This is a genomic window from Allostella sp. (genome assembly GCF_041913585.1).
Taxonomy (GTDB): domain Bacteria; phylum Pseudomonadota; class Alphaproteobacteria; order ATCC43930; family Allostellaceae; genus Allostella.
This window is the reverse complement of sequence record NZ_JAYSFE010000006.1, coordinates 8,680-23,353: the sequence shown is the minus strand read 5'-3', so window position 1 is coordinate 23,353 and position 14,674 is coordinate 8,680. Positions and strand designations below refer to the sequence as shown.

General features: G+C 73.0%; 11 protein-coding genes. 7 read left to right on the top strand and 4 right to left on the bottom strand.

The annotated features are described in order from the left end of the window. Positions 1-34 precede the first annotated feature (34 nt). The 5 genes from hutI (at position 35) to ACE3Q3_RS02295 (ending at position 7,376) form a co-directional block, all read left to right on the top strand. Positions 35-1,252, top strand: coding sequence for an imidazolonepropionase (hutI, locus tag ACE3Q3_RS02315; protein WP_374441209.1), 1,218 nt, complete (start codon positions 35-37; stop codon positions 1,250-1,252). Further along, positions 1,249-2,787, top strand: coding sequence for a histidine ammonia-lyase (hutH, locus tag ACE3Q3_RS02310; protein ID WP_374441206.1), 1,539 nt, complete (start codon positions 1,249-1,251; stop codon positions 2,785-2,787). The genes hutI and hutH overlap by 4 nt, the downstream gene beginning before the upstream one ends. A gap of 74 nt (positions 2,788-2,861) precedes the next feature. Then, the gene (locus ACE3Q3_RS02305) at positions 2,862-3,665 is read left to right on the top strand and encodes a phytanoyl-CoA dioxygenase family protein (RefSeq protein ID WP_374441204.1); all 804 of its coding nucleotides are present in this window, start codon (positions 2,862-2,864) and stop codon (positions 3,663-3,665) included. 3 nt (positions 3,666-3,668) lie between these two features. Continuing rightward, on the top strand, positions 3,669-5,339 hold the full coding sequence (gene hutU, locus ACE3Q3_RS02300; protein ID WP_374441202.1) for a urocanate hydratase: 1,671 nt from the start codon (positions 3,669-3,671) through the stop codon (positions 5,337-5,339). 33 nt (positions 5,340-5,372) lie between these two features. Continuing rightward, entirely contained in the window at positions 5,373-7,376 is a 2,004-nt protein-coding gene (locus tag ACE3Q3_RS02295; protein ID WP_374441199.1) for an alpha/beta hydrolase domain-containing protein, read from the top strand. Positions 7,377-7,380: 4 nt separating this feature from the next. On the opposite strand, the gene ACE3Q3_RS02290 is transcribed toward ACE3Q3_RS02295, so the two are convergent. Together ACE3Q3_RS02290 and ACE3Q3_RS02285 are read right to left on the bottom strand one after the other, a co-directional pair. Beyond that, a complete protein-coding gene (locus tag ACE3Q3_RS02290; protein ID WP_374441197.1) occupies positions 7,381-9,249 on the bottom strand; it encodes a TRAP transporter permease in 1,869 nt (622 codons plus the stop codon). A gap of 31 nt (positions 9,250-9,280) precedes the next feature. Continuing rightward, positions 9,281-10,231 (bottom strand): TAXI family TRAP transporter solute-binding subunit, encoded by a 951-nt coding sequence (locus tag ACE3Q3_RS02285; RefSeq protein WP_374441194.1) that lies wholly within the window; start codon positions 10,229-10,231, stop codon positions 9,281-9,283. A gap of 161 nt (positions 10,232-10,392) precedes the next feature. On the opposite strand from ACE3Q3_RS02285, the gene ACE3Q3_RS02280 reads away from it, so the two are divergent. After that, on the top strand, positions 10,393-11,880 hold the full coding sequence (locus ACE3Q3_RS02280; protein ID WP_374441190.1) for an ATP-binding protein: 1,488 nt from the start codon (positions 10,393-10,395) through the stop codon (positions 11,878-11,880). On the opposite strand, the gene ACE3Q3_RS02275 is transcribed toward ACE3Q3_RS02280, so the two are convergent. After that, complete coding sequence (locus ACE3Q3_RS02275) at positions 11,877-12,854, bottom strand: Bug family tripartite tricarboxylate transporter substrate binding protein (protein WP_374441188.1); 978 nt, start codon at positions 12,852-12,854, stop codon at positions 11,877-11,879. The genes ACE3Q3_RS02280 and ACE3Q3_RS02275 overlap by 4 nt on opposite strands. Before the next feature lie 106 nt (positions 12,855-12,960). Here ACE3Q3_RS02275 and ACE3Q3_RS02270 point away from each other — a divergent pair, with 106 nt between their 5' ends. Next, positions 12,961-13,920, top strand: a complete 960-nt coding sequence (locus ACE3Q3_RS02270) for a LysR substrate-binding domain-containing protein (RefSeq protein ID WP_374441176.1) — start codon at positions 12,961-12,963, stop codon at positions 13,918-13,920. Between the two features lie 60 nt (positions 13,921-13,980). Here the strand turns inward: ACE3Q3_RS02270 and ACE3Q3_RS02265 are convergent. Then, on the bottom strand, positions 13,981-14,674 hold a 694-nt coding region (locus ACE3Q3_RS02265), incomplete at its 5' end, for a hypothetical protein (RefSeq protein ID WP_374441171.1).

The following is a 14,674-nucleotide window of genomic DNA, read 5'->3' as shown; positions in this document are numbered from 1 at the left end:
CCGGCAGCGGCGGCGAGGGGGGCTTCGGGGCACCATGGAGGTCGATCGCATCCTCGTCGGCGGCCGGGTCGCGACCATGGCACCCGGTCCCGATCCCTATGGAAGCGTCGCCGGCGGCGCCGCCGCCGCCGTGGCGCTGGCCGGCGACCGCATCGCCTGGGTGGGCGCCATGGACGACCTGCCGACCGGCGTCGCCGGGGCCGAGCGGATCGCGCTCGACGGCCGCTGGGTGACGCCGGGTCTGGTCGACTGCCACACCCACCTCGTCCATGGCGGCAACCGCGCCCACGAATTCGAACTGCGGCTCGAGGGAGCGACCTACGAGGAACTGGCGCGGGCGGGCGGCGGCATCCTCTCGACCGTGCAGGCGACCCGCGGCGCGACCGAGGACGAACTGGTCGCGACCGCCCTGCCCCGCCTCGACGCGCTGATCGCGGAAGGCGCCACCACGGTCGAGGTCAAGTCGGGCTACGGCCTGTCGGCGGCGGACGAGGCGAAGATGCTGCGCGCCGCCCGGCGGCTCGGCCGCGAGCGGCCGGTCGGCATCCGCACGACGCTGCTCGCCGCCCACGCCCTGCCGCCGGAGTTCGCCGGCGATGCGGACGGCTATGTCGACCTCTGCTGCGGCCCCGTCCTCGACGCCGTCCTGGCCGAGGGGCTGGCCGACGCCGTCGACGCCTTCTGTGACCGCATCGCCTTCACGGCGGAACAGACGGCCCGCGTCTTCGCCGCCGCCCGCGCCCGGGGCCTGCCGATCAAGCTCCACGCCGAGCAATTGTCCAACCTCGGCGGCGCGGCGCTGGCCGCCGGCATGGGCGCGCTCTCCGCCGACCATCTCGAGCATCTCGACGAGGCCGGAGCGGCCGCCATGGCCGCGGCCGGGACGGTCGCGGTGCTGCTGCCGGGCGCCTTCTACTTCATCCGCGAGACGAAGCTGCCGCCGGTCGAGGCGTTGCGCCGTCTCGGCGTGCCGATCGCCGTCGCCACCGACCTCAACCCCGGTTCCTCGCCGCTCTACTCGCCGCTGCTGGCGATGAACATGGCCTGCACCGTCTTCCGGCTGACCCCGGCCGAGGCGCTGGCGGGGATGACCCGCAACGCCGCCCGGGCCCTCGGCCTCGGCGACGTGGCCGGCACCGTCGCGGCCGGCCGCCGCGCCGACCTCGCGATCTGGGAGGTCGAGCGGCCGGGCGAACTGGCCTACCGGATCGGCTTCAACCCGCTGTGGCGACGGCTCTGGGGTGGCAGATGACGACGACCGTGAACCTCGGCCTCGACGGCCACCCGCTGGCCGCGTGGCGGGCGATCCTCCATGACCGCGCACCGGTCGCCCTCGACGCCGCCGCCCGGCCTCGGGTCGCCGCCGGCGCGGACGCGGTCGCCGCCATCGTCGGGCGCGGCGCGCCGGTCTATGGCGTCAACACCGGCTTCGGCAAGCTGGCCCACGCCCGCATCGAGGCCGAGGACCTCGCCACCCTGCAGCGCAACCTCGTGCTGTCGCACGCGACCGGGGTCGGCCCGGCCCTGCCCGACCCGGTGGTCCGCCTCGTCCTGGCGCTCAAGATGGCGAGCCTCGCCCGCGGCGCGTCGGGCGTGCGCTGGGAGACGGTCCAGTTCCTGGAGCGCATGCTGGCCGCCGACCTGCTGCCGCTGATCCCGGCGCAGGGCTCCGTCGGCGCCTCGGGAGACCTGGCACCGCTCGCCCACATGGCGGCCGCGATGATCGGCGTCGGCGAATGCCGCCTCGCCGGCGAGACCCTGCCTGCGGCCGCCGCCCTGGCGCGGGTCGGGCTGGCGCCGCTGGCGCTCGGGCCGAAGGAGGGTCTGGCGCTCCTCAACGGCACCCAGGTCTCGACGGCGCTGGCGCTGGCCGGCCTCTTCGCGATCGAGCGCGTCTTCCGCGCCGCGCTCGCGGCCGGCGCCCTCTCGCTCGACGCGGCGCTCGGCTCGGACACGCCGTTCGACCCGCGCATCCACGCGCTGCGCGGCCATCCCGGCCAGCGCGACGTCGCTGCGGCGTTCCGCGCGCTGGTCGCCGACAGCGGCATCCGCGCCTCGCACAAGGAGTGCGGCAAGGTCCAGGACCCCTACTGCCTGCGCTGCCAACCGCAGGTGATGGGCGCCTGCCTCGACCTCATGCGCCAGGCGGGCCGGATGCTGGCGACGGAGGCCGACGCCGTGTCGGACAACCCGCTCGTCTTCGCCGACACGGGCGAGGTGCTCTCGGGCGGCAATTTCCACGCCGAGCCGGTTGCCTTCGCCGCCGACCTGTTGGCGCTGGCCATGGCCGAGATCGGCTCGCTCGCCGAGCGCCGGGTCGCCATGCTGACGGATGGTTCGATCAGCGGCCTGCCGCCCTTCCTGACCCGGCGCCCCGGGCTCAATTCCGGCTTCATGATCGTCCATGTCACCGCCGCCGCCCTGGCGGCCGAGAACAAGCAGCGCGCCGCCCCCGCCAGCATCGACAGCCTGCCCACCTCCGCCAACCAGGAGGACCACGTCTCGATGGCGACCCACGCCGCCCGGCGGCTCGGCGACATGGCCGACAATGCCGCCGCCATCGTCGGCATCGAGCTGCTGGCGGCCGCCCAGGGCGTCGACTTCCACGCCCCGCTCGCCTCCAGTCCGGTCCTGGAGCGGGTGCGCGCCGCGATCCGCGCCGTCGTCGCCCATCTCGACGACGACCGCTTCCTCGCCCCGGACCTCGCGGCCGCGCGCGACCTCGTGCGCGACGGCACGATCGCCGCGGCGGCGGCGGACGCCTGGATCACGGTCGCGCTGGAGTGAGGGACGAACCGCCTCCCGCACCGGCGCCCGCTCGGCTAGGCTCGTTCCGGCCGACCGACGGAGGGACCCTGCCGATGATGCCGAGCGACGCCGAGATCGAAGCCTACCGCGCCGACGGCGCCGTCTGCCTGCGCGGCGTCCTGGCGCCGGAATGGCTGGCGCTGCTGGCCGACGGCGTCGAGCGCAACCTGCGCGAGCCGGGGCCGTTCGCCAAGCGCTACACGCCCGACGGCCGGCCCGGCATGTTCTTCGGCGACTACTGCAACTGGCAGCGCATCCCGGAGTACGAGGCGGTGCTGCGGCGCTCGCCGCTGGCCGCCGTCGCCGGCCGGTTGATGGGGTCGTCCAAGGTCAACCTCTTCCACGAGCACGTGCTGGTGAAGGAGCCAGGAACCGAGGAGCGCACCCCCTGGCACCACGACCAGCCCTACTACGTCGTCGACGGCGCCGACGTCATGAGCATGTGGATTCCGCTCGACCCGGTGGCGCGCGAGATCAGCCTGGAGTTCGTCGCCGGCTCCCACCGCTCGGGCCACTGGTACACGCCCAGGCGCTTCGCCGACGGCAACGACCATCCGGCGCAGCAGAGGAACTTCACCCCCGTCCCCGACATCGAGGCCGAACGCGACCGCCACCGCATCCTCGGCTGGGCGCTGGAGCCGGGCGACCTCGTCGCCTTCCACGGCCTGGCGCTGCACGGGGCGCCCGGCAACTCGACCGGCGTGCGCCGCCGCATCGTCTCGGCCCGCTGGACCGGCGACGATGCCCGCTACGTCCTGCGCGAGGGCTTCATGTCGCCACCGCCGCCCGCGACCGGCGCCCCAGAGGTCGGCGCACCCATGGACTCCCCCGCCTTCCCCGTCGTCTGGCGAGCCTGATCCATGCCCGGTCCCCGGATAGACAATGCCCGCATCGTCCGCGCGGCGCGCGGCCTCGACCGTAGCGCCCGGAGCTGGCAGACCGAGGCGGCGCTGCGGATGCTGATGAACAATCTCGACCCCGAGGTCGCCGAGCGGCCGCACGAGCTCGTCGTCTATGGCGGGATCGGGCGGGCGGCACGCGACTGGGACAGCTTCGACCGTATCGCGGCGGCGCTGCGCCGCCTCGACGACGACCAGACGCTGTGCGTGCAGTCGGGCAAGCCGGTCGGCGTCTTCCGCACCCATGCCGACGCGCCCCGGGTGCTGATCGCCAACTCCAACCTCGTCGGCAAGTGGGCCGACTGGGACCATTTCCACGAACTCGACCGCAAGGGCCTGATGATGTACGGCCAGATGACGGCCGGCTCCTGGATCTACATCGGCTCCCAGGGCATCGTGCAGGGCACCTACGAGACCTTCGCCGAGGTCGGCCGGCAGCATTATGGCGGCGATCTCGGCGGCCGCTGGATCCTGACCGGCGGGCTGGGCGGCATGGGTGGGGCGCAGCCGCTGGCCGCGACCATGGCCGGCGCCTCGCTGCTCGCCGTCGAATGCCAGCCGAGCCGCATCGAGATGCGGCTGGCGACCGGCTATCTCGACGCCCGCGCCGACACGCTCGACGACGCCCTGGCGATGATCGACCGGTCGTACCGCGAGCGGCGGCCGCGCTCGATCGGCCTCCTCGGCAATGCCGCCGAGATCTTCCCCGAGCTGGTGCGCCGCGGTGTCCGGCCGGACGCGGTGACCGACCAGACCTCGGCCCACGACCCGATCAACGGCTACCTGCCCGCCGGCTGGACGCTGGAGGAATGGGAGGAGCGCCGGACGCGCGATCCCAAGGCGGTCGAGGCGGCGGCGATGCGGTCGATGGCGGTGCAGGTCCGCGCCATGCTCGACTTCCATCACATGGGCGTGCCGACGCTCGACTACGGCAACAACATCCGGCAGATGGCGAAGGACATGGGCGTCGCCGACGCCTTCGCCTTCCCGGGCTTCGTGCCGGCCTATATCCGCCCGCTCTTCTGTCGCGGCGTCGGGCCGTTCCGCTGGGCCGCGCTGTCGGGCGACCCCGAGGACATCTACCGGACCGACGCCCGGGTGAAGGAACTGATGCCCGACGACCGGCACCTGCACAACTGGCTCGACATGGCACGCGCGCGCATCCGCTTCCAGGGCCTGCCCGCGCGCATCTGCTGGGTCGGCCTCGGCGACCGCCACCGCCTCGGCCTCGCCTTCAACGAGATGGTGGCGAAGGGCGAGATCGGGCCGATCGTCATCGGCCGCGACCATCTCGATTCCGGCTCGGTCGCCAGCCCCAACCGCGAGACCGAGGCGATGCGCGACGGCAGCGACGCCGTCGCCGACTGGCCGCTGCTCAATGCGCTCGTCAACTGCGCCTCGGGCGCCACCTGGGTCTCGATCCACCATGGCGGCGGCGTCGGCATCGGCTACTCCCAGCATGCCGGCATGGTCGTCGTCTGCGACGGCAGCGACGCGGCCGCCCGGCGGCTGGAGCGGGTGCTGTGGAACGATCCCGCGACCGGCGTCATGCGCCATGCCGACGCCGGCTACGACCTCGCCATCGACTGCGCCCGCCGCAACGGCCTCGACCTGCCGTTCCTTTCCGCCTGAATTCCGCCCGTCCCCCGAGGATTCCGACCCGCCATGCCCACGAACCCCCGCATCGCCATCGCGTCCCGCACCGTCTTCGCCGCCGGCCACGAGTTCGGCCCCGCCGGCGCCTACGAGAAGCTTTCCGGCCGCGCCCATTTCGCGGTCGATCCGAAGGAGCCCGCCTACGGGACCATCGTCGACCTCGACAAGGCGCCGCGCAGCGCCGCGGGGCTGGTCGAGTTCGCGGCCGACATCATGATCCTGAAGCCGGTCGATCCGGCGCGCGGCAACCGGCGGCTCTTCTTCGGCTATGGCAACCGCGGCAACAAGCGCGAACTCCAGTTCTTCAACGACGCGCCGCCCAGCAACGACCCGACGACCCTGGCCCATGCCGGCAACGGCTTCCTCTTCCGCCGCGGCTACACGATCGTCTGGGCCGCGTGGGAGGGCGACCTGCTGCCCGGCAACGGCCGCCTGGTGCTCGACGTGCCGGTGGCGACCGAGAACGGCCAGCCGATCACCGGTCCGGTGCGCAGCGAGTTCATCGTCGAGAAGCCGACGACGACGCTCCCGCTCTCCGGCCGGGCGTCGACGCGCAGCTACCCCGCCGCCTCGCTCGACACGCGCCAGGCGACCCTGACCCGGAGGCGCTACCAGGGCGATGCCCGCATCCCGATCCCCGCCGACCAGTGGGCCTTCGCCCGGGTCGAGGGCGGCAGCGGCCTCGACAACCAGGGCGCGGAGCAGGCGGTCGTGCCGTCCGACATCAACATCCACCTGCCCGCCGGCTTCCAGCCCGGCTGGATCTACGAGCTGGTCTATACCGGCCGCGACCCCCGGGTGCATGGGCTGGGACATGTCGTCGTCCGCGATCTCGTCAGCTTCCTGAAGCGCGACGCCGGCGCCGGCAACCCGCTCGCCGGCACCGTCGACAAGGCCTATGCCTGGGGCCGGTCGCAGACCGGGCGATGCATCCGCGACTTCATCCACCAGGGCTTCAACGCCGACGCCGACGGCCGGCAGGTCTTCGAGGGCGTGCTGCCGCACGTCTCGGGCGGCGGCCTCATGTGGATGAACCACCGCTTCTCGCTCGTCGTCTCGCCGGCGGGCCAGCAGTACGAAGACCACGCGACGATGGCCGACCGCTTCCCCTTCTCCTACGCGGCCTCGGTCGACCCCCACACGGGCGCCACGGACGCGATCCTGAAGCGGCCGGAGACGGACCCGCTGGTGCTGCACACCCAGTCCGCCATCGAGTACTGGCAGCGCCGCGGCTCGCTGGTCCACACCGACGCCCACGGCAACGACCTGCCGCAGCCGGACGGCGTGCGCGTCTATCTGTGGTCGAGCTCGCAACACTTCGCCGACCCCAACATCAAGCGGCCGGCGCGCGGCATCTGCCGCAACTACCTCAACATCGTCCAGACCTCGATGCTGTTCCGCGCCATGCTCGACGCCCTCGACCGTTGGGCGACCGACGGCACCCCGCCGCCCGAGAGCCGCATCCCGCGGCGCGCCGACGGCACCCTGGTCACCGCCGAGGAGTGGCGCCGCCGCTTCCCGGCCATCCCGGGCGTCGCCCTGCCGACCGGCGCCAATGCCTGCCCGCTCCTCGATTTCGGGCCGCGCGCCAGGGACGGGATCATCGACCAGGAGCCGCCGGTCGTGCTGGCGGCCGAAGGCTATCCGACGCTCGTGCCGGCCGTCGACGCCGACGGCAACGACATTGCCGGGGTGCGGGCGCCGATGGTGCAGGCGCCGCTCGGCACCTATACCGGCTGGAACATCCGCGACCGTGGCCATGGCCACGGCGCCATGCACGAATTCACCGGCAGCTACATCCCCTTCCCCGACACCGACGAGGAGCGGGCCGCGACCGGCGATCCGCGGCCGTCGGTGCGGTCACGCCATGCGACGCCGGCCGACTATGCCGCGGCGATCGAGGCCGCCGCCCGGGCACTCGTCGCCGACGGGCTGATGCTGGAGGAGGACGTGCCGCGCGCCGTCGCCGCGGCCGCCGACTGGGGGCGGCCGCTGCACGACGTGCGGCTGTGACGCCTCAGCGGGTGCCGGCCACGGCCGGCATCCGCTGGCGTTCGAGCCACTGGCTGCCGAGCACCACCGCCGCCAGCGCGGCGCCGGCGATGTCGGCCCAGATGCTGGGGACGACCAGCGCGAAGCCGGCCACCGTCAGCGCCGCGCGCTGCCACGGCGAGGCCCGGGTGAGGAAGAACCCGTGCAGGCCGCCGGCGAAGAGCAGGATGCCGGCGACCGCGCAGACGAAGCGCCAGACGATCCAGGGCCAGTCGCCGATCATCAGCAGCGCCGGCTCGTAGACGAACATGAAGGGGACGATGAAGCCGGCGGCGCCGATCTTCACCGCCGCCAGCCCGCTCTTCCAGATGTCCGCCTTGGCGATGCCGGCGGCGGCGAACACGGCGAGCGCCACCGGCGGGGTGATCGCCGACAGGACCGCGAAATAGAGCGCGAACATGTGGGCGGCGGGCGGCACGACGCCGAGCTTGATGATCGCCGGCACCAGCAGCGCCGTCAGGATGATGTAGGCGGGCGTCGTCGGCATCCCCATGCCGAGCACGATCCCGGCCGCCATGGTCAGGATCAGGGCCGCCAGCAGCCAGTCCTGCGCCATGCCGACGACGATCTGGGTGAAGACGATGCCGAGGCCGGAGAGCATGACGACGCCGATGATGATCCCGGCGCAGGCGCAGGCGAGCGCCACCGTCACCGCGTTGCGGGCGCCGTCGGCCATCGCCTCGAGCACGTTGCGCAGGGTCACGTTCTGCCGCGTCGTGGCGCGCAGCGCCGCCACCGGGAAGCAGAGCAGCGTGCCGACGAGCGCCGCCATCGGTGCGCTGAAGCCCGAATACATGACCGCGAGGATGGCGAGCACCGGGAGGAAGAGGTGCCCGCGCTCGGCCATGACGTGGGACAGGCGCGGCAGTTCCGACCGCGGCAGGCCGACGAGGCCGCGCCGCTTGGCCTCGAAATGGACCGCGCCGAAGCAGGCGACGTAATAGAGGATCGAGGGGATCAAGGCCCAGACGATGACCTGGCCGTAGCCGACGGCGAGGAACTCGGCCATGACGAAGGCGGCCGCACCCATGATCGGCGGCATGATCTGGCCGCCCGTCGAGGCGGTCGATTCGACGCCGGCGGCGAAGTGCGGCGGGAAGCCGGTGCGCTTCATCAGCGGAATGGCGATCGGCCCGTCGACCATGACGTTGGCGACGGCGCTGCCCGAGATGGTGCCGAACAGGCTGGACGAGACGACCGACACCTTGCCGGGCCCGCCGGCCGAATGGCCGGTCAGCGCCATGGCGAAGTCCATGAAGAGCTGGCCGGTGCCGGTGCGCTCCATGAAGCTGCCGAAGAGGACGAAGATCAGGACGTAGGCGGCCGACACCGAGAGCGGGATGCCGAAGATGCCCTCGGTCGTCATGAAGAGCTGGTCCATCAGCCGCATCGGCTCGAGCCGGGCGATGAACAGGCCGTAGGCGAGGAAGACGATCGCGGTGATCGGCAGCGCCCAGCCGAGCGCCCGCCGCGTGCCCTCGATGACGGCGACCACCATCAGCGCGCCGAACACCATGTCGGCCGTGGTCAGGTCGTCGATGTAGTAGATGCGGTTGACGAGATAGTCGTAGTTCAGGAACAGGTAGAGGATCGGCGCGGCGCCGAGCGCCACCATGCCGTAGTCGACGATGTCGGCCGGCTTGCCAGCGCGTTTCGTCGAGCGCTCGTAGAACAGGAAGACCAGCACCAGCGCGAACAGCAGGTGGGTGCCGCGGAAATAGACCGCCTCCGGGCTCCCGAATGCGATCGCCCACATGTGGTAGAGCGACATCAGGACGCCGATGACGATGCCGGCGAGGCGGAGCAGGCCGCCATGGCTCAGGTCGAGGGACATGACGGCCCGCTCCGGTGCTGGGGACGTTCGCTCAGCGCGTCTTCACCGTGATGCTGTTCTCGGCATAGAACTTGGCCGCGCCCGGATGGAACGGCACACCGATGTCCTCGGCCATCGCCTTGGGCGTCAGGCCGGCGATGCCCTTGTAGACCGCCGCCATCGACGGCACGTTGGCCGCCATCGTCTTGGTCATGGCGTAGACCTGATCGGCCGGCAGCTTGCAGGAGACGGCGATGTGCGTGGCGTAGCCGATCACCTTCACGTCCTGATCCTGCTTGGGATAGGTGCCCTTCGGCACCGTCACCAGCGTGTAGCCGGGGTTGAGCTTCTTCATCCCCTCGATGCTGCCGGACAGGTCCATGAGGGTGATGTCGCGCGCCGACGCCAGGTCCATGATCGAGCCGGCCGGGATGGCGGTGCCGAGGCCGAAGGCGACCGCATGCCCGTCCTGCATCTGGGTCACGGAGTCGGTATAGGACACGAAGCTGACCTTGACGTCGCTGTAGGACAGCCCGTTGACCTTGAGCAGCTGGGCGGTGATGAGCTCGCCCGTGTTGCCGCGCGGCTGGGTCGTGATCGACTTGCCCTTCAGGTCCTTCACCGACTTGATGCCGGCCGCCGTCGGGGTGACGAGCTGGTAGTATTGCGGGTACAGCGTCGCGACGTTGCAGATGCTGTTGTGCGGCTTGTTGAACGGCGCGTTGCCGGCGAGCGCATCGACGGTCGAGATCGAGTTGCCGAAGCCGATCTCGGTCTTGCCCTCCTCGATGCCGCGCATGTTGGCGATGCCGGCGCCCGGCAGCGCCTGCACGGAGAGGCCCGGGACCGCCTTCTCCCACATGTCCTTGAGCTGGCCGCCCAGCGGAACCCAGACGCCGCCCTGCGGCCCCGTCATCAGCTTCATCTCGGCGGCAGATGCCGGCAAGGCGAGCGCGGCCGCGGCGGCCGCCGAAACGAGGATGGACTTGACGATGTGCGTCACTGCGTTCTCCCGAATTTTGTGGATTGGCCGGAGCGCTCTCCGGCGCTTGCCGGCCTGCATAACATTGGCCTTTCGTGGCTGACAACCTTCGCGTCCCGGCGCCACTTCGGCAATCGCGCGATAGGCGTGGCCGCAAGCCCGCGGCGACATGGGTCGCCGCAATGACGACGGCACGCCCGCCCCGCCCCGTCCGCGAGCGGCCGCCGCGACCCGATGCGCGGCTGGGCGACCTCGCGTTCGCGGCATCGAGCGAGGCCCAGGCCGTGGTCGATGGCGGGTTCCGGCCGCTGCGGCGCAACCGCGCCTGGATCGCGCTGCTCGCCGGCGACGGCGGCGACGGCCCCGACATGGCCGACCCGCGGCACTGGCCGGACGAGGCGGTGGCGCGGATCGCCGCCGCGCCGGCGGACGGGGGGGCCGTCGTCCTGCGCCTGGCGCCGCCGCCCGGCGAGGGCGCCGCCACGGCGATCCTGGTGACGGCGCGGCAGGTGCGGCATGGCCGCCGGCGGCTGCTGCTGGCGGCGCGGCGCGAGGAGGCGGGGCTCGACCCCGCGGCCGAACGTGCCGCCGCGCTCGGGCAGCTTCTCGCCTCGATCGTCCACGAACTCAACAACCAGCTCTCGACCATCCTCGCGCAGAGCCAGCTCCTGTCGCGCACCGTCCGCAGCCAGGCCCATCTCGGGCGGCTGGAGCGGATCGTCGAGGCGGCGCGCCAGTCGGCCCGGATCGTGACCAACCTGCTCGACCTGGCCCGGCGGCGGCCGATCCACCGGGCGGCCCTGCCGCTCGCCGAGGTCACGGCCCGGGCCGTCGAACTGGTGCGCGGACGGCTGGAGCAGGCCGGCGTGGAGCTCGTGGCCGACCTGCCGGCAGACCTGCCGACCGTCACCGGCGACGCCACCGGCCTCCGCCAGGTCGTCGTCAACCTGCTGGCGAACGCCTCCGACGCGCTGGCCGAAGTGCCCGGGCCGCGTCGGCTCTGGCTCACGCTGGCGCACGACCCGGACGGGCGCATGGTCGAACTCCGGGTCGCCGACAATGGGCCCGGGATCCCGCCGGCGATCCTGAAGCGGATCTTCCAGCCCTTCTTCACGACCAAGCCCGAAGGCAAGGGGACGGGCCTCGGCCTGTCGCTCTGCGTATCCCAAGTCAAGGAACTGGGCGGCAGCATCACCGCCGCCAACCGGACCGCCGGCGGCGCCCTGTTCGTGGTCCGGCTGCCGGTCGCCCAGCCGGCGCAGCCCGAACCGCCGCCGCCGGCGCCGCGCCCGGCCGGCGGCGCCGCGGTGCTGGTGATCGACGACGATACCGGGCTCGGCCGCTACATCCAGTCGCTGCTGCGCCGCGAAGGCCACGCCGCCGACCTCGCCGCCGACGGCGCCGAGGCGCTGCGCCGGATCGACCGCCGCCGCTACGATCTGCTCGTCACGGACATCCACATGCCCGGCATGGACGGCGTCGAGCTCTACCGGCGGCTCGAGAGCCAGGACCCGGAGGCCGCCCGCCGCATCCTCTTCATGACCGGCGACATCGCCAACGCCGAGCTCGAGCAGTTCTTCCTGCTCGCCGGCCGGCCGGTGATCGCCAAGCCGTTCGACGACCACCGCTTCCTGTCGGTGGTGGCACAGCTCCTGCGGCGCCCGACCTAGGTCGGAAGGGACCGGGCAACACGGATGATCTCGGCGTAGCGGGCAGTTTCGGCGGCGACGAACCGGCCGAACTCGGCCGCCGTGCCGGGCATCGCCTCGGCGCCGAGCCTGGCGAGGGCCTGGCGGATGCCGGCGTCGCGCAGGCCGGCGTTGACGGCGGCGTTGAGCCGCGCCACCGCCTCGGCGCTCGTGCCGCGCGGCACACCCAGCCCGAACCAGGAGCCGGCCTCGTAGCCGGCCAGGATATCGGCCACGATCGGCAACTCTGGCAGGACCGGCGCCCGGCTCGGACCCGTGGTCGCGAGGGGAACGAGCCGGCCGGCGCGGACATGCGGCAGGGAGGAGGGCGCCGGGTCGAACATCACATCCGCCGCACCGCGCAGCAGGTCGTCGAGCGCCGCTGCCGAACCGCGATAGGCAACGAGCGAGAAGCGCACGTCCGCCAGGTGCTGGAACAGCTCGATGGCCATGTGCTGGGGAGTGCCCGTGCCGGCGTAGGCCACGCGCAGCCGACCGGGGTTCGCACGCGCATGGTCGATCAACCCCGGGATGGAGCGCGCCGGCACCGAGGGATGCACCTCGATGACGATCGGGAGGCGCGCGATTCCGGCCACGGGGAGGATGTCGTGGCCGAAGTCGAAGTCGAGGTCCGGGATCAGCGTCGCATTGATCGCGTTCAGCGGGGCGCAGAGCAGCACCGTGCCGCCGTCCGGTGCGGCCCGCACGACCAGCCGCGCTGCGTCGTTGCCGCCGGCGCCCACATGGTTCTCGACGCGCACCGGCCGGCCAAGACCGCGCTCGAGCGCGGGAGCGATGGTGCGCGCGACGATGTCGAGGGGACCGTCCGGAGGGAAGCCCACGACGATGCGCAGCTCGCGCGCCGGACCGGGCTGCGCATGACCGGACCCGGGCAAGGCATCGGCGAGGGGAGTTCCCCCCGTCGGCGGCAGGATCGTGCGGCGCGTCTTCTTCATCCGGGGCCTCGTTCGACCGGCGTCGGTGCCGGCTGCGGGCAGGAATAGGAGGGCGGGCCGTCGCCAAGCGATGCGGCTGTCGCTGCGAAAGCGATATGCTGCGCGTATGGCACTGGACCTCCGGCAGCTCCGCTACCTGGTCGCCGTCGGCGAGGAAGGGCACGTCACGCGGGCGGCCGAGCGGCTCGGCATCCAGCAGCCGCCGCTCAGCCAGCAGATCAAGGCGATGGAGGCACAGCTCGGCTTCCAGCTGTTCCGCCGCAAGCCGCGCGGCGTGGAGTTGACGGAGAGCGGACGGGTGCTGTTCGAGGAAGCCCGCGCGATCATGCTTCGCCTGGCGCAGGCCGAGCGCGACGCCCGGCGCGTCGCGCGCGGCGAGCAGGGCCAGCTGCGCGTCGGCGTCGCCCCGACGGCGCCCTTCCACCCGCTGGTGCCGGGGGTGCTGCGGGCGTTCCGCGAGGCCTGGCCCGCCGTCACGGTCACCCTCGACGAATGCCTCAGTCGGCAGGCGGTGCAGGGCCTGCGGGAGGCGCGGCTGGATGCCGCCTTCCTGCGCGCGGAGCCGCCGGCCGAGCCCGGGCTCGCGGTCGATCGCCTGCTCGACGAGCCGATGGTGGCTGCCGTTCCGGCGGCCCACCCGCTCGCCGTCGCCGTGGCGCCGCGACCGCTGCGCGACTTCGCCGCGGAGAGCTTCATCGCCTTCGCCCGGGTGGAGGGGCCGGGCATGTTCGACGCGACGCTGGCCGCCTGCCTCAAAGCCGGCTTCACGCCACGACTGGGTCAGGAGGCGCCGCGGATCACATCGACGCTGAGCCTGGTCGCCGCGGGACTGGGAGTCGCGCTGGTGCCCGCCTCGCTGCGCCGGGTGCAGATGGACGGCGTCGCCTACTGCGAACTGGCGCCGTGCGACCGCCCGAGCGTGCCGCTCTGCCTCGCCACGCGGCGCGAACCGGGATCGCCGATCCTGCGCAATTTCGCCACCCTTGTCCGCCGCGCCGGCCGCGCGCCGGAGGAGGCTGCGACGTCCGAAGACAGCCGGGGAAGCGCCGCACCCGTCGGCGAATGACCGATCCGCGTCGCCGGCATGGCTTGCCCCGAGCGGACGGCCGGAAGGTTTGTCCACCCCCTAGGCGAAGAGCCCGCCCAGCGAATAGAGGACGGAGGCCACCGGCGGCGGCGCCGCGGGCGGCGGCTCCGGGTCGTCGGCGGCGAACGACCCGCCCAGGAGGGATTCGACCGCGCCCACCGCCACCTCGACCACCGCCGCCCCGACCACCGCGACCGGCGGCGCGTCCGGCAGCAGGTCGAGGTCGAGCGCGAGGCCGCCGCCCAGCGACAGGTCGACCGACAGCAACTCGTCCAGGGCCAAGGACGCCTCGACGGCCGGTTCCGGCCCGACCTCGAGCGCGACCGCGGCCTCGACCGGTGGCAGGTCCGGCCCGGAGGTCGACAGGGCGGCTGCCGCGGCGAGCCCGCCTTCCGGATCGACGGCCGCCGCGGCGGCCAGTTCCGCCATCGCCAAGTCCGCCAGCCCGGCATCGGCCGTCGCCGCCAGCGTCACCGGCCCGCCGTCCGACGGCAGGGCGACTTCGGCCGCGACGGCACTCTCGGCGATGGGTCCCAGCGCGGCTGCGGTCGCGGCCTCCGCGGCGACGCCGTCCACATCGATCGTGGCTTCGGCCGCCGCGGTCGCCGACACGCCTGCCGCGCCGATGTCCGCCGACAGCGCCGCGTCGGCGTCGAGACCGCCTTCCGTCGACAGCCCGACATCCGCCGCGGCCGCGATCGCGACCGCGTCGCCGGCCGCCACGGCGGCGCCG